16 protein-coding genes are annotated in these 18,628 nt (G+C 60.1%); 11 read left to right on the top strand and 5 right to left on the bottom strand.

The window, feature by feature from the left end; translation table 11 throughout:
* Window positions 1-185 precede the first annotated feature (185 nt).
* Window positions 186-896: a TetR/AcrR family transcriptional regulator gene (locus ACQZ40_RS11755; RefSeq protein ID WP_080857166.1), complete on the bottom strand. Its 711-nt coding sequence runs from the start codon at window positions 894-896 to the stop codon at window positions 186-188.
* Window positions 897-1,013: 117 nt separating this feature from the next.
* Between ACQZ40_RS11755 and ACQZ40_RS11760 the strand changes: the two genes are divergently transcribed.
* The 4 genes from ACQZ40_RS11760 (at window position 1,014) to ACQZ40_RS11775 (ending at window position 5,294) form a co-directional block, all read left to right on the top strand.
* On the top strand, window positions 1,014-2,303 hold the full coding sequence (locus ACQZ40_RS11760; RefSeq protein ID WP_448747998.1) for an ABC transporter substrate-binding protein: 1,290 nt from the start codon (window positions 1,014-1,016) through the stop codon (window positions 2,301-2,303).
* Between the two features lie 6 nt (window positions 2,304-2,309).
* A complete protein-coding gene (locus ACQZ40_RS11765; protein WP_185740859.1) occupies window positions 2,310-3,263 on the top strand; it encodes a carbohydrate ABC transporter permease in 954 nt (317 codons plus the stop codon).
* Window positions 3,256-4,131: a carbohydrate ABC transporter permease gene (locus tag ACQZ40_RS11770; protein WP_020809242.1), complete on the top strand. Its 876-nt coding sequence runs from the start codon at window positions 3,256-3,258 to the stop codon at window positions 4,129-4,131. The genes ACQZ40_RS11765 and ACQZ40_RS11770 overlap by 8 nt, the downstream gene beginning before the upstream one ends.
* 86 nt (window positions 4,132-4,217) lie before the next feature.
* Window positions 4,218-5,294 carry an ABC transporter ATP-binding protein gene (locus tag ACQZ40_RS11775; RefSeq protein WP_448747999.1) on the top strand — a complete coding sequence of 359 codons (1,077 nt, stop codon included), beginning with the start codon at window positions 4,218-4,220 and terminating at the stop codon, window positions 5,292-5,294.
* A gap of 172 nt (window positions 5,295-5,466) precedes the next feature.
* Here ACQZ40_RS11775 and ACQZ40_RS11780 read toward each other — a convergent pair whose 3' ends face one another.
* The 4 genes from ACQZ40_RS11780 to ACQZ40_RS11795 are packed head-to-tail and all read right to left on the bottom strand — an operon-like array spanning window position 5,467 to window position 10,199.
* Window positions 5,467-6,255 (bottom strand): sugar phosphate isomerase/epimerase family protein, encoded by a 789-nt coding sequence (locus ACQZ40_RS11780; protein WP_080857163.1) that lies wholly within the window; start codon window positions 6,253-6,255, stop codon window positions 5,467-5,469.
* Complete coding sequence (locus tag ACQZ40_RS11785; protein WP_080857162.1) at window positions 6,252-7,268, bottom strand: hydroxyacid dehydrogenase; 1,017 nt, start codon at window positions 7,266-7,268, stop codon at window positions 6,252-6,254. Before ACQZ40_RS11785 ends, ACQZ40_RS11780 begins: the two co-directional genes overlap by 4 nt.
* Window positions 7,265-9,142, bottom strand: coding sequence for a DUF2264 domain-containing protein (locus tag ACQZ40_RS11790; protein WP_448748000.1), 1,878 nt, complete (start codon window positions 9,140-9,142; stop codon window positions 7,265-7,267). Before ACQZ40_RS11790 ends, ACQZ40_RS11785 begins: the two co-directional genes overlap by 4 nt.
* Window positions 9,135-10,199, bottom strand: a complete 1,065-nt coding sequence (locus ACQZ40_RS11795) for a LacI family DNA-binding transcriptional regulator (RefSeq protein ID WP_065656075.1) — start codon at window positions 10,197-10,199, stop codon at window positions 9,135-9,137. Before ACQZ40_RS11795 ends, ACQZ40_RS11790 begins: the two co-directional genes overlap by 8 nt.
* Window positions 10,200-10,311: 112 nt before the next feature.
* Here ACQZ40_RS11795 and ACQZ40_RS11800 point away from each other — a divergent pair, with 112 nt between their 5' ends.
* The 7 genes from ACQZ40_RS11800 (at window position 10,312) to ACQZ40_RS11830 (ending at window position 18,557) form a co-directional block, all read left to right on the top strand.
* Window positions 10,312-11,604 carry an ABC transporter substrate-binding protein gene (locus ACQZ40_RS11800; RefSeq protein ID WP_448748001.1) on the top strand — a complete coding sequence of 431 codons (1,293 nt, stop codon included), beginning with the start codon at window positions 10,312-10,314 and terminating at the stop codon, window positions 11,602-11,604.
* A 183-nt stretch (window positions 11,605-11,787) separates the two neighbouring features.
* Window positions 11,788-12,717 carry an ArsR/SmtB family transcription factor gene (locus ACQZ40_RS11805; RefSeq protein ID WP_065656073.1) on the top strand — a complete coding sequence of 310 codons (930 nt, stop codon included), beginning with the start codon at window positions 11,788-11,790 and terminating at the stop codon, window positions 12,715-12,717.
* A gap of 122 nt (window positions 12,718-12,839) precedes the next feature.
* Window positions 12,840-14,351, top strand: coding sequence for an arabinosylfuranosidase ArfA (gene arfA, locus ACQZ40_RS11810; protein WP_448748002.1), 1,512 nt, complete (start codon window positions 12,840-12,842; stop codon window positions 14,349-14,351).
* A gap of 7 nt (window positions 14,352-14,358) precedes the next feature.
* Window positions 14,359-15,432, top strand: coding sequence for an ABC transporter ATP-binding protein (locus ACQZ40_RS11815; RefSeq protein WP_448748003.1), 1,074 nt, complete (start codon window positions 14,359-14,361; stop codon window positions 15,430-15,432).
* A 73-nt stretch (window positions 15,433-15,505) separates the two neighbouring features.
* On the top strand, window positions 15,506-16,780 hold the full coding sequence (locus ACQZ40_RS11820) for an extracellular solute-binding protein (protein ID WP_174045048.1): 1,275 nt from the start codon (window positions 15,506-15,508) through the stop codon (window positions 16,778-16,780).
* Between the two features lie 68 nt (window positions 16,781-16,848).
* Complete coding sequence (locus ACQZ40_RS11825; protein WP_174045045.1) at window positions 16,849-17,733, top strand: carbohydrate ABC transporter permease; 885 nt, start codon at window positions 16,849-16,851, stop codon at window positions 17,731-17,733.
* Entirely contained in the window at window positions 17,730-18,557 is an 828-nt protein-coding gene (locus ACQZ40_RS11830) for a carbohydrate ABC transporter permease (protein ID WP_065656069.1), read from the top strand. The genes ACQZ40_RS11825 and ACQZ40_RS11830 overlap by 4 nt, the downstream gene beginning before the upstream one ends.
* Window positions 18,558-18,628 lie beyond the last annotated feature (71 nt).

Consider the following 18,628-nt stretch of genomic DNA (forward strand, 5'->3'; position numbering starts at 1 on the left):
AACCATTTGGTTATTTGTGGTCGTGAAGGATGCGATCTGTCAAGGTGTTTTTGACAGGAAAAATTCGTGACCTGACGACGGTTGGGTTTTCGCGTTTCCACCGCGCCGCAAAAGAAAACGACGCGCTTCGCGGATGCGAATGGCGCGTCGTCGCTGTTGTTAAAGAGGAATTCAGTTCGGCCGGCTCAGACCGGCCGCACTGCAGCAAGCAGGGTGTCGACGATATGCTGGCCCCAGCGTTCCAGCTCGGCGGGGTCTGTCAGGTCGCGCTGGAAGATCGTCGACAGCGTGAACCGGTTGGAAAGATAAAAGGCGCCGAGCGAAGCGATGGTCAGATAGACGTCGATCGGATCGAGACCGTCACGAAATTCGCCCGCGTCGCTGCCGCGCCGCAGCACGTCTTCCAGCTCTGAAATGAAATTCGAATGCATCGCCGTAATTGCCGGAGATTGCCTGAGATAGCGGGCTTTATTGAGGTTTTCCGTGGCGAGAATGCTCAGGAATTCGGGATGGTCGAGGAAGTAGTGCCAGGTGAATAGCGCAAGCTCCCGCAAGCCCTCCGAAGGGGCCTTGCGGGCCAGGTCAAGCCGTCTCTCGGTATGGCGGATATGGCGGTACGCGTCTTCCAGAACGGCGAGATAAAGCGCATCCTTGTCGCCGAAATAATGGTAGATCATCCGCTTGTTGGTGCCGGCGCGCCGGGCGACGACATCGATTCGCGCCCCTGCCAGCCCCTTGGCGGCCACCTCGCGGCGGGCGGCTTCGAGAATGGCGGCGCGCGTTCTTTCCGGGTTTCGCACCTGTGTCGTCGCGCGTTTGCGCTTGGGTGACGGCGTTTTCTCCATGGCCGCATCGGGAGCAGGATCGGACGGCTGGTTTTTTGTCGTTTCTTCCATTTCAGCACCCGCTTGACAATGTTTGCGATCAGTGTTCCCATGTAACCAATTAGTTATAAAACGGCAAGTGTCGTTTACGTTCATCATCAATTGGCAGTCAATAGGGAGGAGTTGCCAATGCCCGTGATGCTTCAGAGGAGAGGTGTGCTTTCAGCGGGGCTTGCGGCCCTGTCGCTCGCAACACTGGGAGGTGGTTCAGCGCAGGCCCAGGCCGCGCGCCTTCGCATGTTGTGGTGGGGGTCGCAGGAACGCGCCGACCGCACCAACAAGGCGATAGCAGCCTATAAGCAGGTCAAGCCGGATCTCGATATTGCCGGTGAATTCGCAGGCTGGAGTGATTATTGGCCGCGCCTTGCCACGCAGGTGGCGGGCCGCAACGCGCCTGACCTGATTCAGATGGATTATCGTTACATCTTCGAATATGGCCGTCGCGGCGCGTTGGCACCCCTCGATGAATATATCGGCAAGGGCCTGAAGATCGAGGATTTCGGCAAGATGAACATCGATTCCGGCCGGGTCGATGGCAAGCTTTACGGCATCAATCTCGGCGTCAATTCCAGCGCCGTCTTCTTCGACAAGGCGGCCTGGGAAAAATCCGGTGCGACGCCGCCGGCGATCGGCCAGACCTGGGAGGAGTTTGCCGAAAATGCCGCCAAGCTCAGCAAGAACAAGCCGAAGCCCGGCTATTACGCCACGGCCGACGCCAGCGGCGTGGAGCCGAGCTTCGAAAACTGGCTGCGCCAGAACGGCAAGTCGCTTTACACGCAGGATGGCGGCATCGGCTTCGATCCTGCCGATGCGACCAAGTGGTTCACTTTGTGGGCGGATTTGCGCAAGAGCGGCGCCTGTGTGCCGGCCGATGTGCAGGCGCTCGACCAGCTTAACATCGAAACGAACCCTTTGACGACGGGCAAGGCGGCAACGGCATTCGCCCATTCCAACCAGTTCGTCGGTTATCAGAAGCTCAACAAGTCCAGGCTTGCCATAAGCTCCTATCCGAAGAGCACCAAGGATGGCCCTTCCGGCCATTATCTGAAACCCTCCATGCTCATCAGCGTCGCAAATGGCAGCGCCGGCATCGAGCAGGCCGTCGGTTTCATCAACTTCCTTGTGGCTGAACCGCAGGGCATCGATATTCTCGGCGTCGAGCGCGGCGTTCCGGCTTCGGAATCCATGCGTAGCCAGTTGAGCAGCAAGCTCGACGAGGTGAGCAAGACGATGGTGGACTATATTGCCGAGATTACCCCCGGCGTCGGCGATCTGCCGCCGGCGCCGCCTCCGGGCGCGGGCGAATTCGCCTTCGTCCTCAAACGCACGGCGGAGGAAATCGGCTTCGGCAAGATCACGCCAGAAGAGGGCGGTGACCGCCTCGTCAAGGAATCCGAAACCGTTATCAAACGGAAGTGATGGTTTATGGCCTTTCGATCTGAAACTCTTGTGGGGGAGAGCCGTGGCGCGGCTCTCCCGAAACGGGGCGGCGTGAAGCGGATTTTCGACCGCAACATTCACGCCTACCTGTTTCTGCTGCCTTGGCTGATTGGCTTTTTCGGCCTCACCCTCGGTCCCGCGCTTGCGTCGCTTTACCTGTCTTTCACGAATTACGACCTGTTGCAGTCGCCGGACTGGGTGGGGGCGGCAAACTATGTGCGCATCGCCACGGCCGATCCGAAATTCGCCGCAGCCATGCAGGTAACCTTTACCTATGTGCTGCTGTCGGTGCCGCTGAAGCTGATCTTCGCGCTGCTCGTCGCGCTCGCCTTCAACCGCGGCATCAAGGGGCTGACGCTTTATCGTGCGATCTTCTACCTGCCGTCGCTGCTCGGTTCGAGCGTCGCGATTGCCGTGCTCTGGCGTCAGCTTTTCGCCTCTGACGGTCTCGTCAACATGGTCCTCTGGCAGGCCTTCGGTTACGAAGGGCCGAGCTGGATTTCCAATCCGGATTATTCGATCTACACGCTGGTCATCCTGTCCGTCTGGCAGTTCGGTTCGCCGATGATCATCTTCCTCGCGGGTCTGAGACAAATCCCGCAGGACATGTATGAGGCCGCCGAAATCGACGGTGCAAGCAAGGTGCGGCAGTTCTTCCGCATTACCCTGCCGCTTTTGACGCCGGTTATCTTCTTCAACGCGGTGATCCAGACCATCGACGCTTTCAAGGCCTTCACGCCCGCCTTCATCATTTCCGAAGGCACCGGCGGGCCGATCAACTCGACGCTGTTCTACACGCTCTACCTCTATCAGGAAGCCTTCGGTTTCTTCCGCATGGGTTACGCCTCGGCGCTTGCCTGGATTTTGGTGATCATCATCTCGCTGTTCACGGCCTTCTCGTTCCTCAGCGCGAAATACTGGGTGCACTACGATGACTGATGCTGTTACCGCCCCCCGGCCGGGCCAGGGCCCGCAACGTTCGCCGCTGAAATCGGTGATGCTCCACACGGCGCTGATCATCGCATCCTTCGCGATGCTCTATCCGATCCTGTGGATGATCTCGGGTTCCTTCCGGCCGCAGGACGAGCTGTTCGGCTCTTCCTCGCTCATTCCCTCGGCGGTGGATGTCGGCGGATATATTCGCGGCTGGACCGGGCTGCAGGTGAGCTTCGGGCAGTTCTTCTGGAACTCCTTCTTCATCTCGGTGCTCGCCACCATAGGCAACGTGGTCGGCTGCTCGCTCGCCGCCTTCGCTTTTGCCCGGCTTCGCTTCGGAGGGCGCAATTTCTGGTTCGCGCTAATGCTCGGCACGCTCATGCTGCCCTATCACGTCGTGCTCATCCCGCAATATATCCTGTTTCTGGAAATGGGCTGGGTGAACACCTCGCTGCCGCTGATCGTGCCGAAGTATCTGGCGACGGACGCCTTCTTCATCTTCCTGATGGTGCAGTTCTTTCGCGGTATCCCGCGTGAACTGGACGAGGCGGCTGTTATGGATGGCTGCTCGCCCTTCCGCATCTACTGGAAGATCATGTTGCCCCTGTCGCTGCCGGTTCTGGCGACGGCCGCGATCTTTTCCTTCATCTGGACCTGGGACGACTTCTTCGGTCCGCTGATTTATCTGAACGACATCAACACCTACACCGTGCAGCTCGGCCTCAGATCCTTCGTGGATTCCACCGGCAGCTCGGACTGGACCTCGCTTTTCGCCATGTCCAACCTGTCGTTGGTGCCGGTCTTCCTGTTCTTCCTGTTCTTCCAACGGCTGCTGATCGAAGGCATCGCCACTACCGGAATGAAACGCTGAACAGAACCCGCATCGGGAACGCATTTTAAGACAATCAACACTGTCGCTGCCGCCCTGCATGCGGCGCGACAGTCGGGAGAAAAAGCATGGCAAGCAGCATTACGCTCGAAAAAATCGTCAAGCGGTTCGGCGCTTTTCCGGTCGTTCACGGCATCGATCTCAAGATCGAGCCGGGCGAGTTCACCGTTTTCGTCGGCCCCTCGGGCTGCGGAAAATCCACGCTTCTGCGCATGATCGCGGGGCTTGAGGAAATCTCCGAAGGCGATCTGCGTATCGATGGCGAAAGGGTCAACGAAACCGCCGCCTCCAAGCGCGGCATCGCCATGGTCTTCCAGTCGTATGCGCTTTATCCGCATATGAGCGTCTACAAGAACCTTGCCTTCGGTCTGGAAACGGCAGGCTACAAAAAACCGGAAGTCCAGGCGCGGGTGCAGAAGGCCGCCGATATCCTGCAGATCGGCCCGCTTTTGCAGCGCAAGCCGAAGGCGCTTTCGGGCGGCCAGCGCCAGCGCGTCGCCATCGGCCGCGCTATCGTGCGCGAACCGAAAATCTTCCTGTTCGACGAGCCCTTGTCCAACCTCGATGCGGAACTGCGCGTGCAGATGCGCGTCGAAATCGCCAAGCTGCACCAGACGCTCGGCAGCACCATGATCTATGTGACGCACGACCAGGTGGAAGCCATGACCATGGCCGACAAGATCGTCGTGCTGCGCGACGGCCGCATCATGCAGGTCGGCCGCCCGCTCGATCTCTACAACAACCCCTCCAACCAGTTCGTCGCCGGTTTCATCGGCTCGCCGAAGATGAATTTCCTCTCCGCGAAAGTGGCTTCAGGCGACAGTTCCAACCGCACCATCGAAGTGGCCGGCCAGCGCATCGTGCTGGAAAAACCGGTCGCCGCGCAACAGGACGAACCGCTCACCTTCGGCGTGCGCCCGGAACATGTGAACCCGCAGGCGCAATCGGCCTCGCTGGGTGAGGCCTCCATCCAGCTCGTCGAACATCTCGGCGGCTCAACGGTGGTCTACACCGCGACCCCCGACGGCCAGCCCGCCACCGTGCTGCTGGACGGCCAGCGCCATATCCGCATCGGCGAGACCATTCCCTTTGCGTTCGATCTTTCGAAGACGCATCTGTTCGGGGCGGATGGGCGGCGGATATGAGAACGAGTGGGTGAGCTGTCTTACCATAGGGCTGCTAACGAAGTCCGCAAAGCTTGCGTTCGTCATCCTCGTGCTTGTCCCGAGGATCTGCAACGTGTTGATTTTGTTCAACATGATTAGATCCCCGGCACAGGGTCGAGAATGACGTCGCGCGCGAGGTTTTGATCGTGCGCTAATCTGCCGCTCTGTGGCCAGCGAGTATCTTGCTTAGCGTCGCCGCATCTTCCCCAAACTGGCCGATGTCATCGCCCCTGACGAATTCCAGCATCGCATAGGCCGGTTTCGTCCATTCGCTCTCCGGCAATGCATTTACGCACGCCCGCCAATAATCCACGTGTTCGTGAAGCGGCAGGCGGCTGGTGTCGGCGAGCCAGGCGAAGACGTGGAGATGGCAGATGCGTGGGCCGAGTGCGGATATTTCCGCGAGTGCGTCTTCCAGGGGCAGGCCGGGGGCGGGTTGCCAGTAGAAAAACAGGTTGGGCATCGGCAAATCCTGCATGAGTTGCAGGGCCGAGGGCAGGGTGTCCGTCAGGGAGTTGGGGTGATATTCGAGGCCGATTGTGATGCCATGGTCGTGCGCCCGGCGGGCGATTGTCGCCAGCGCTTCCGTTGCCGCGCGGCGTTCTCCGGGGGAGTAATCGGCAGATGGGCGTCTGCGGCTGCCGGGCCAGATGCGGATATGGCCGGTGCCGAGGGCCTTTGCGGTTTCGAGCACGGCGGTCACATCTTCCGGCGCAAAATCCGGCGCAAAGATATAGGAGCCGTAGGAGGAGACGGAGAGGCCGGCTTCCGCCGTCCGCGCCGCAACATCCCTTGCATTTTCGAGATCGCCGGGCGGTACATGGATATCCGCGCCCCATTCGATGGACCTGATGCCGTTTGCGGCGGCAAGCTCGATGACGGCTTGTGGCGACAGGGAGCGGAAGGTGACGGAGCAGAGGCCCGGCTCGAAAAATCTCATGCGATCAGTTCCAGATGTTCCGGCCGCACCTGCTGTTGCAAGGGTGCCGCGCGGCAGAAGCGTTCGATTTCGGCAATCGCCATGTCGCCGAGCCTTGCGCGTTCAAGCCCGGTGGCGCCGGCGATATGCGGTGTCAGGAACACGTTCGGCAGGCTGTAAAAGGGTGAATCCGGCGGCGGCACTTCCGGGTCGGTCACGTCGATGACGGCTTCGATGCGTCCGGTTTTCAGTTCGGCCAGAAGCGCGTTTTCATCCACCAGTGCGCCGCGCGCCGTATTGATCAGGGTCGCGCCGTCCTTCATGCGGGCAAGCGCTGCCGCACCGATCATATGCCGCGTCTGCGGCAGGGAGGGTGCATGCAGCGAAATGACATCGCTCACCGCCATCAGCTCCTCGAGCGACACAAGCTGCACGCCGAGCTTTTCCGCCTCCGCAGCGCTTAGAAGCGGATCGAAAAGGATGAGGTTGAGATCGAAGGGCTGCAACAGATTGATGACGCGACGTCCGATGCGCGATGCGCCGACGATGCCGACCGTCAGGCCGAGATTGCCGATGGCCTGCGCCTGTAACAGCTCGACAGGGGCGCGGTCGCGATGCTCCAGATAAAGGCGTCGGAAGCGGAAGGTGCGCTTGCCGGCGAGCAGGATCATCGCCAGAGAAAATTCGGCGACCGGCTGTGCATTCGCCTCCGCCGCGCTGCACACGGTAACGCCACGATCGAACACCGCTTGCGACAGGAAATATTTGACCGTGCCGGCGGCATGGGAAATCAGCCTGAGGCGCGGCATCAGCGCCAGCTCCCGCGCGCCGATATCCGGACAGCCCCAGCCGGTCAGAAGAATATCCGTCCTCGCCAGCTGCTCCTTCACGGAAGCGGCGTGGAAATCGCAGATCCGCCCCGTGTCGAGAATATCGACGCTCTGTGACAGCCTTTCGAGCGCCTGCGGTGTCAGCACATGCTGGGTTCGCTCCGGGTCCATGGCAAGACTGAGACGCGGAAGCGGGCTCGTCATTGCGGCTCTCCCGTTGCCGCCATGCTGCTGACCGGAACGCCCCGTTCCGTAAACAGGCGGTCGAGCGCCTCCATATCCGGAAGTGCCGGAACTGTCGCCAGCGCTGTTTCGCTTTCTGGCCCGGTCACCCCGGCAAAGACCGCGCAGGCAAGCAGGGTTTCGCCCGCCGGAATCTCGCCCCGCAGTTGCGGCACCGTGGTCTTGGCGTTGATGAGATTGGTGTTGGGCAGCGCCTTCAGTGCCACGCCGTGGCGGGTAACGCTCGAACCGAGATCGACGATGGCGGATATGTCTGTGCCGCAATCGGCGGTCGCCCGGCCGGTCTCTTCGCGCACGGCATCGCGGTCGCCGTCGTTGCGGTTGATCGCGAAGCCGCCTTCCGTCACCGAAAGGGCGCGGGCAGAGGTGATCCGGTGCAGCCTGATATGCCAGCCGCCAGCCGCAACCAGCGTCGTTTCAACCGCCACATCCGGGAACGGCTTCCATGTCGCCCGCAGGCTTTCCCCGGCCAGCAGAACCTTCTCGTTGGTTTCGCGCACGCGGTAATGCAGGCCATCTTCGGAGAAGGCCAGCATATTGTCGAAACCGTTGGTCCTGAAACCGCGCTCATCCACTTCGACGCCGAAACCGTAACGGGAGGAATAGGCGAATTTGGCATATTTCTCCGGTCCGCCGCGCATGGAGAGGTTTTCCTGCCCGCTGCAAAGCGCCGTGATGTTGCCGCTGGTCCGCATCATCACCATGCCGGGATGAATGAGTGGCTTTGGTTTTGCGGATGTTTCGGGCTGCTTTTCCTCTGCCTGCCAGAAGGGATGGCTTTCCGGCAGGGCGAGCGGCAGGAAGGCCTTGAAGGCCCAATAGGGCGAGCCCGCTGAATTATAGCTTTCCGACATGGTGAGCTGCGGATAGGCGTAGCCAATGGAAAGCACGCCGTCGCGGTCGGCAATCGGGTTTTTCGCCCACCAGCGCAGATGTTGCAGATAAAGCCCCTTGATCTCGCCCCAGGGCAGCGCCTCCTCATCGGCAAAAGCGAGACCGGCCCAGAAGCCGCCGCAGGCGAAGCGGTAGGTCATTGAGCGGCCGAAGGCGAGCGTGCCGCCATCCTCATCGAACCAGCTGGCGAAATCGCCGGCAAAGAGGCGCGCCCGTTCCCGGTAGCGTGCGGCGTAGGCATCGTCAGGCTTGCTGAGTTTCGCGTAGATCAGGCCGTAAAAATGCATGGCAAAGGCGATGTAATGGTCGATGCGGCGGTAATTGCCATCGCGATACCAGCCGTCGGCGATATAGAATTCATCCAGTTCCTTCTGGAATGTTTCTGTCAGGCTGCGGTCGAAATCGATGCCAAGATGATCCAGCGCCATATCGACCATCACCCGGAAAAACTTCCAGTTATTGTCGGCGTAATTGCGCTCGCGCGCCGTCAGCAGATAGCGGCGCACATTGTCTTTCTGCGCGTCGGAGAGCGGTTCCCACAGGTGCTGCGGCGCAAGCCGCAGCGCAAAACCAAGCGCGGCAAGCTCCACCAGCCGCTGATCCCTTTGGCGCACGTCGCCCCAATATTCGGGATGGGAAGGGTCGGTGCCGTTGGCTATTCCCCGCGCCAGAAGCGGCCAGTGGTCGAAATGATCGCCGCTCAGCGCAAGCGGTGCGATGCCCCAGAGCGGCCGGGCAAAACCTTCCAGATCGGCCGCCGCCCGGTCGAAATGCGCGGCGGCGCCGCTGAGCGTCACTCTTGCGCCGCCCGGCGAAAAATGGGCAAGAAGCGGCGCAAAACTGTCATCCAGCGCTCGTCGGACATCGGCGCGACTTTTGAGCGGATTGCCGTGCAGCGGATTGAATCTGGCCATGGTGGGCTTATTCATGGTGTCATGCATCGCGTGCCGCCTTTCCCGTCTTTTTCGCCTTGCCGGCCGTCTGCCCTTCCACCAGCTGCACGCCAAGTTGTACCTGGCGGGCATTGGCGGAGGGTTCCGTCAGCCGGCGGCGCATCAGTTCCACCGCCTCGCGGGCGATTTCGCGACGGTCGACGCGGATCGTGCTGAGACGGGGGGTGGAGAGTTCGGCAAAGGGCAGGTCGTCGAAGCCGATAATGGAAAGATCGTCCGGCACTGCGAGGCCAAGTTCCTGCGCCGCCCCCAGCGCGCCGAGCGCAATCGCGTCATTCATGCAGAAAATGCCGGTGAGTTCGGGGTTTTTGGCCAATAGCTGGCGAACGGCATCGCCCGCCTGTCCGAAGCCGCTATCCGCCGTCGAAAGCAGAAACTCCTCATAGGTCGTTCCCTCTTCCTCGAGGATCGTGTGGCGGAAACCCCGCATACGCTCCCTTATGGTGTGGCGATGATGCGGGCCGATATAGGCGACCTTGCGGTGGCCGAGTTCCAGCAGCCGCCGCGCCGCCAGCGCGCCGCCGTAAAAATTGGAAGGGGAGACGCAATCCAGCATCATCGAAGGATCGGCGCTGTTGACCAGAACCGGTTGCAGCACACCCTGCGTGATGCGGTGGATGATTTCATCCTCGGGATCGAGGCCGATGGCGAGAAGGCCGTCCACCTCGCAGACCCGCTGGGTCAGCGCGTCATCCACCTGTTTCTGGTGCAAAAGCCGGATGTCGAGTTCGAAACCGTCGGTCTGGGCAAGGCTGCGCAGCATGTCGAAAATATCGTGATAAAAAGCGCCGATATCGCCGGTCGCCCTTTCGGCGGACATGAGTGCGAGGATTTTCTTGCCCTCCAGCGGCACGCCGCCGGTCTGGTTCGCGACCGGTCGCAACGGATAACCGAGCTCCGCGGCCACCCCCAGAACCTTGGTCTGGATCGACGCGCTGATACCTTTTTCTCCCGCAAGAACGCGCGAGACGGTGCTGATGGAAACGCCGGCGCGCTGGGCGATATCCGACTGGCGCGGGCGGCTGATGTCGGGCGTATCGTTCATATCGTCTCCTGCGCTTGCAAAAAATTCTGATATGATGCAAATATTGCAAACAAGGAAAATTTGCAAGAATTTTAGTAGTCAGTGAAAAATTTGCAAAACGCGGGAGGAGCAGATGCAAACTATCGACAGACGTGGATTTTTGGTGACGGCGGCGCTGACCGGTCTCGGCGTGGCGGCGGGTGGTTTTCGCGCGGCCGCGGCTGAGACCCGGCTTCGCTGCGTATGGTGGGGATCGGCCGACCGTAGCAAGCGCACCAACGACGTGATCGCCCTTTACCAGAAGGCTAACCCGCAGACGGAGATCAGCGGCGAAATGATCGCCGGTTCCGATTACTGGACCAAGCTTGCGACATCGATGGCGGGGCGCAACGTCGCCGATATCTTCCAGCTTGAACCTTCCACCATCGCCGATTATTCCGGCCGTGGCGCCTGCATGGAGCTGGACCAGTTCGTCGGCAAGTCGCTCGATCTTTCCACCTTCGGCAAAAGCGAGGTCGATCTCTGCCGCATCGACGGCAAGCTTTACGGCGTCGGCCTCGGGCTGAATTCCTTCTGCATGATGTATGATGCCGACACGCTGAAGGAAGCCGGCGTTTCCGTGCCGCAGGACCAGATTACCTGGAAGGCGCTCTCTGAACTGGCGCGCGATTTCAAGAAGAACGGTCCGGCAAAACGGAACTACTGGGCGGTGCCCTATGGCGCGCGTTATCATTATGTTTTCGATGTCTGGCTGCGCCAGCGCGGCAAGCTGCTGTTTCAGGACGGCACCATCGGCTTCAACAAGGAAGATGCGAAGGAATGGTTCGCCTATTGGGAGGATCTGCGCGAGAACAAGCTCTGCGTTTCCGCCGATATCCAGACGCGTGACGACAATACCATCGAATCCAACGCCCTGACGCTCGGCAATTCGGCTATCGGCTTTGCCTATTCCAACCAGCTTGTCGGTTATCAGAAGCTGAATAAACAAACGCTGTCCATCGGCATGCTGCCGGGTGAGGGGCCGGGCAAGCCGACCGGGCATTATTACCGGCCGGGCCTCATCTGGTCCATTTCGTCCACCTCGACCAATGCGGAAGCGGCGGCGAAATTCATCAACTTCTTCGTCAACGATCTGGAAGCAGGCAAGGTGCTCGGCGTCGAGCGTGGCGTGCCGCCCGCCAAGGTCGTGCGGGAAGCATTGCTGCCGAGCCTTAACGAGACCGAGCGCAAGACGGTTGATTATATCGAAAGCCTGTCGGGCAAGCTCGATACCTATCCGGAACCCGCGCCGATCGGCGCCAACGAGTTCGACCGCGGCGTGATGCGCCCCATCGCCGATTCGCTCGCCTTCGGCCGCGCCAGCGTGGATGAAGCGGCGCAAAACCTCGTCGACACCGGCACGCGGACCCTGCGCAAGCGCGGCTGACGACGAACCGGGCACCGCCGCGCGGTATCGAGACCGTGTGGCGGTGCTCTTTTTTGTGAAGTGACGGGGGTGGATGGCGCTTCACGCCTTTCAAAGGCGTCCGCATGACAAACAACACTGGACAAGTGCATGGCATTTAAGCCAGAAATTCTGATCTGGATCGATAAATCTGAAGATTAGAATATGGCGCCCAATTTCCTCCTCGTTGATGCTGAAAAAGAATTCGATGTCCTGAAAGCGGCGGCGTCGCTGATCCGCGTGCAGATATTGAAGTTACTGCATGAGGCGAGCGGCCTCAACGTCAACGAAATTGCGCAGAGACTGGAGCTTCCCCAGTCCACCGTTTCCGCCGGCGTGGCCGTTCTCGAGGAAGCGGGGCTGCTGCGAACCGAAACGCGCAAGGCGCGCAAGGGCAACCAGAAAATCTGTTTCGCCACCTGTGACGAACTGATTGTTTCCTTCCGAAAACCCGAGGCGCCGGCCGCATCAAATTACATCGCGGTCGCTATGCCGCTCGGTCTCTACACCCAAAGTTCGGTAACCGCGCCCTGCGGCATTTGCTCGCCGGAGGGCATCATCGGCCTTCTCGATGTGCCCGATACATTCATGGATCCGGACCGCATGAAGGCGGCGCTGCTATGGTTGACCTCCGGCTTCGTGGAATATCAATTTCCCAACAATGCCAAGATTCAAGGCCGGGAAGTCGAAGAAATCGAGTTTTCGATGGAGGTCAGCTCTGAAGTGCCGGGAACGCACAGCAACTGGCCGTCCGATATTACGCTATCCGTCAACGGCCGGGAAATCGGCGTCTGGACCTCGCCCGGCGACTTCGGCGACAAGCGCGGTGCGTTTACGCCGGACTGGTGGAAGCTCTCCGGTTCCCAATATGGCATGCTCAAGACCTGGCGCATCACCGCGCAGGGAACCTATGTCGACGGAACCCGGATTTCGGATGTGACGCTGGCGGATATCGATCTGACCAGCCACCGTTCCATCCGCCTGCGCATCGAGGTCAAGGCCGATGCAAAACATCCGGGCGGGCTGAATATCTTTGGCCGCGGCTTCGGGAATTACGATCAGGACATCGTTCTGCGCCTGCGCACCGCAGGCTGATCCAGCCAATTTTCAAAAGTATGATTTTCGCGGTTGACAGGCGCGGATTCCCTCGGCAACTATATTATCAAATATGGTTCATATCATATTTTAAGATATAAATGCGCAGGGAGGAGAGCCTTATGAAAGCGCGGGTTTCAGTCCACCGGGACTTCCGGATTGGGCGTATCGACGATCGTCTTTATTCCGCCTTCATCGAACATATGGGGCGTGCCATCTATGGCGGGATCTATGAGCCGGGCCATCCGCAGGCGGACGCGAACGGCTTTCGCAGGGACGTTCTGAAATTCGTGCAAGACCTGAAAATTCCGGCCATCCGTTATCCCGGCGGCAACTTCGTTTCCGCCTATCGCTGGGAAGACGGCATTGGGCCGCGCGACCAGCGCCCCATTCGTCTCGATCTCGCATGGCGCTCCAGGGAAACCAACCAGATCGGCATCAACGAATTCGCCGACTGGGCGCAGATGGCCGGCATCGAGATGATGCTCGCCGTCAATCTCGGTTCCCGTGGTCTGGATGATGCCCGCAATTTCCTCGAATATGTGAATTTTCCGGGCGGCACCACGCTCAGCGATCTGCGCCGCAGCCACGGCGCGGAAAAGCCCCACGGCGTGAAAATGTGGTGCCTCGGCAACGAAATGGACGGTCCCTGGCAGATCGGTCACAAGACGGCGGTGGAATATGGCCGGCTGGCCAATGAAACCGCCAAGGCCTTCAAGGGTTTCGATCCGACGATTGAGGCGATTGTCTGCGGCAGCTCCAATGACGGCATGCCGACCTATCCCGAATGGGAGCGCGAGGTGCTGGAGGAGTGCTATGAGAATGTCGACCACATCTCGCTGCACAAATATTTCGGCAATAACAGCCGCGACACGCTGAATTATTTCGGCAAGATCGAGGAAACCGGGCGCTATATCCAGACGATTGCCGGTGTCATCGATTACGTGAAGGCCAAGAAGCGCGCCAAAAACGAGGTTTCCATCTGCTTCGACGAATGGAACGTCTGGTATCACATCCGCGAAGAAGACGGCAAACGCATCAAGAGCTGGGACTGGCCGGAAGCGCCTGCACTTCTGGAAGAGACATACAACTTCGAAGATGCGCTTTTTGTCGCCGGCCTGCTCAATGAGTTCATCCGCCGTTCGGACCGCGTGCGCATCGCCTGCATCGCCCAGCTCGTCAATGTCATCGCCCCCATCCGGGCGGAAAAGAACGGGCCTGCATGGCGGCAGACGATCTATTATCCCTATCAGTTCGCCTCGCTTTATGGCCGTGGCGTCGCGCTGAATGTCGCCGTCGATTGCCCGACTTACGATTGCAACGCGGCCGACGACGTCAAATATCTGGATGTTGCGGGTGTTTATGACGAAGCGGAAGGCGTCGTGACGCTGTTCGTGCTCAATCGCCATCTGACAGAAGCGGCGGATATCGATGTCAGCCTCACCGGCTATTCATCCGCCACTCTCAGCCTGCATCTTGCCATGGCGGGATATGATCTGCGCCTCGGCAACGGGCCGGATCAGCCGGATCGCGTCGTGCCTGTGCCGGGCAGCGGCATCGCCGTGGAGGACGGGGCGCTGAAGGGTTCGGTGCCGGCGCTGTCCTATCATGTGCTGCGGCTGAAGGTTCAGTGAGGCGGCCATGGGTGTCCGTCTCAACAATGTCGCCAAGTCCTTCGGATCCTTCGCGGCGATCCGGGATGTTTCGATGGAAATTCCAGCCGGCAGCTTCGCGGTCTTCGTGGGGCCTTCCGGCTGCGGAAAATCCACCCTGTTGCGCATGATCGCCGGCCTTGAGGAAACCAGCGGCGGGCGCATCGCCATCGATGAGCGTGATGTCACCGCGGTCGAACCGGCGGATCGCGGGGTTGCGATGGTGTTCCAGAACTATGCGCTCTATCCGCATCTGACGGTGTTCGAGAACATGGCGTTCAGCCTGCGTCTTGCCCGCCGACCGAAGGCGGAAGTGACGGAGAGGGTGGGCGAGGCCGCGCGCATCCTCCAGCTTGAGGAGCATCTGCACAAACGGCCCTCGCAGCTTTCCGGCGGCCAGAGGCAGCGCGTGGCCATCGGCCGCGCCATCGTGCGGCAGCCGAAGGTCTTCCTGTTCGATGAGCCGCTGTCCAATCTGGACGCCGAACTGCGGGTGCAGATGAGGCTGGAACTGACCCGGCTTCATCGCAAGCTGGGCGCGACGATGATCTATGTCACGCATGACCAGGTGGAAGCCATGACGCTTGCGGACAGGATTTTCGTGCTGAAGGGCGGCATCGTGCAGCAGGCGGGGGCGCCGCTCACCCTTTATGACGATCCGGACAACCGCTTCGTGGCCGGTTTTATCGGATCGCCGGCGATGAACTTCCTGCGGGCCGATATCGTCTCCCAGGCGGATGGCATCGTGACGCTCGCGCCCGAGGGCGGGGCAGGGCATTTCAGGGCCCGGCTTGCCCAGTCCGTTTCCCCCGGCCAACGGGTCGAGATCGGAATTCGGCCGGAGCATCTGACGATTACGGAACAGGGCGCCCTGCCGGTCGTCGTCGAGGTCGCGGAAGAGCTTGGCGATCTTTCCTACCTCTATACCCGCACCGGAGCCGGGAAAGAAATCATCGTGCAGCGGCAGGGCACGCGGGAAAGGCTGGATGGCCGGTCGGTATCGCTTACCGCCTCGCCCGACCATGTCCTTGTCTTCGACGATGACGGCAGACGGTTGCGATAGGCGCGAGGAGGCGTCTTTCGAAACAGCAAACCATCCCACAACGGGATGTTCTATCAAACGGGAGGAGTGAACGATGCGACTGATCAAGACATTGCTTGTTGGTGCGGCTCTGGGTCTCAGCGCCCTGCCGGCTCTCGCGAAGCAGGATATCGTCTGGTGGGACTTTCTGTCGGGCGGTGACGGCGTGCGCATGAAGGCATTGATCGATGCCTTCAACAAGGAACACCCCGACATCCAGATCAAGGGAACGACGCTCGAATGGGGCGTGCCCTTTTATACCAAGGTGCGCACGGCCTCCGCGGTGGGTGAGGGGCCGGATATCATGACCTATCACCTGTCACGCGCGCCGCTCGGCCTTGAAGAAAAAGTGCTGAGCGAAATCACCGAAAAGGATCTCGAGGATGCGGGGCTGAAGGCTGGAGACTTCTTCAGCGCACCCGTGGATGCGGCCACCCAGAACGGCAAACTCTACGCCGTGCCCTTCGATATCCACGCGCTTGTCCTTTATTACAACGCCGATCTTCTCAAAGGCTCGCCCTATCTCGACGCCGAGGGCAAGCTGACCGGCATCAAGACGATCGAGGATTTCGAGAAGGCGCTGGCCTGGGCGAAGGACAATGGCGTTCAGACGCCGATCACCTATCAATCGGGTGGCGAAGGCGGGGTGTGGCGCGTCTTTTATACGCTGCTGTCGCAACAGGGCGGCGAACTCGTCACTGAAAAGGAGGTTCTCGCCGGCGACAATGCCGAAAAGGCGGCAAAGGCCATCGAGACCATGTCCAGATGGCGGGAAAACGGCTGGGCCCCGGAACAGGCGGAATATGAAGCCTCGGTGGCGCTGTTTTCCGCCGGCAAATCCGCGTTCCAGCTGAACGGCGTCTGGGAAGTTCCGACCTACAAGGATCTGGAAAAGAACGGCAAGCTCGGCTTCAAATGGAGTGCGGTGGAAGTGCCGCCCCTGATGGGCAAGCGCGCCACCTGGGCGGATTCCCATGCTTTCGCCATTCCGAATGAAGGCGATAAAACGGTCTCCGGCGAAAAACGCGCTGCGGTAATGAAGGTGATCGGCTGGATGGAAAAACACGCCATCAGCTGGGCCGATGCCGGGCATATTCCCGCTTACAAGTCCATCACCGAAAGCAGCGAATACAAGGCGATGCAGCCGAATGCCACCTATGCCTCGCTGGCGGACGCGGCGGTGTTCGATCCGAAGACCACCATAACCGGGGTCGCTTCGCCCGCCTACGACGCCGCTCTCAACGTCATCGCCCCTGCCATTCAGGGCTTCATGAGCAGCACCGACGCCGTGGAGCAGATCAAGGATGAGCTGCAGGGCAAGCTCAGGTAATCGACAGCCTGCCCTCCGGTTTGAGGCCGCAGGGCAGGCTGCAATGCGCAAGCTTCCGGAGACGTTCCATGGCAATGATTGAAAACCGGCGCAAGAAATCGCTGATCGCGCTGTCGATGGTGACGCCGTTCGTTCTGGTCTTCACCACCTTCTTTCTTTATCCGCTGATAGAGATGGTGCGCATGAGCTTCACCGATGCGCCGCTGATCGGTGAGGGAAACTGGGTCGGCCTGGAGAATTACGCGAAACTGCTGGGCGACCGCCTGTTCGTCACCTCGCTCAAGAACAACGGCTATTTCGTGCTTCTGACCGTCGTGCCCACGACCGTCATCGCCCTGATGATCGCTCTCGCCATCAGCCGCCTCTCGGGCGTGAAGCAGACGATTGCGATGAGCCTGTTTTTCCTGCCCTATGTGCTGCCGGTTTCGGTCGTCACCGAAATCTGGGCGTGGATGCTCGATTTGCAGTTCGGCATTCTCCAGCCGGTCATATCGCTGCTGGCGGGCAAACCCGTCGCCGTTTTCAAGAACCCCTACTGGGTCATGCCGATGGTCGCCGTCGTCACCATCTGGTGGACGAACGGCTTCAATGTGCTGCTCTTCATCGCCGGGTTGCGGAATATACCGGCCGAGCTTTATGAGGCGGCGGCTCTGGATGGCGCGACGACCTGGCAGCGCTTCCGGCGCGTCACCTGGCCGCTTCTGTGGCCGGTGACGGCGCTGGTGCTGACGCTGCAACTGATCCTGCAACTGAAGATATTCGACCAGATCTATCTCTTAAGCGGCGGCGGGCCGTTCAATTCCAGCTTCGTTCTGCTTCTCAAGGTCTATCGCGAGGCCTTCCAGATGAACAATGGCGGTTATGCGTCTGCCGTCGCGACGGTGCTTTTCCTGCTGATCGTCATCGTTTCCGTTTTCCAGTTCCAGCTGCTGCGCATCCGGAGGAATTCATGAGCCCGATGAGAAAATTCGAGAACCTCGTTCTGACGCTGCTGACTTTTTCGGCTGCCCTCGTCTGGATTTTTCCGCTCTACTGGAGCTTCGTCACCTCGCTTCGCGCCGATGAGAACGTTGCCGGCAACATGTCGCTTTTGCCGGACGAGTTTCGCCTCGGCGCTTATTTCAATGCGATATTCAATACCCGGCTGATGACCTGGTATGTGAACTCCATCGGCGTCGCCGTCATCGTCACGATCTCGGTGCTGTTCATTTCCATGCTCTGCGCCTATGCGCTGTCGCAGATACGCTTTCCGGGCAGGCGGCTGCTTTATGGCATCGTGCTGGCGAGCTTCATGGTGCCGGCGCAAACACTGGTCGTCACCCAGTTCATACTGATGAAGAACCTCAACCTCATCAACACCTGGGCGGGCATCATCCTGCCGCAGTTGATCACGCCCATCGTCATCATCGTCTACAAGCAGTTTTTCGACAGCGTGCCGAAGGAGATGCGCGAAGCGGTGGTGCTGGATGGCGGCGGTGAATACACGATCCTGTTCCGGGTCTATCTGCCGCTCAACTGGGGCATCACGACCGCCATGGCGATCGTGACCTTCATTACGGTATGGAACGCCTTCTTCTGGCCTTTCCTCGTGGTCACTTCCGAAAACATGATGACGATCCCGGTCGGGATCACCCAGGTCAACGACGCTTTCGGCGTCGCCTATGCGCGGCTGATGGCCGTCGCCATGCTGGCGGCCCTGCCGGTCATCATCGCCTATGTCATCTTCCAGCGGCGCGTGACGGAGGCGATCATGATTTCGTCGGGTGTGAAGGGGTGAGTGGGCATTGTGCAGGGCGGTCAGTACCTCGTTCTTGAGACTGGAGAGCTGTGGCGCGAAAAATCTCCCTA

This window comes from Agrobacterium sp. 16-172Ci (assembly GCF_053522725.1).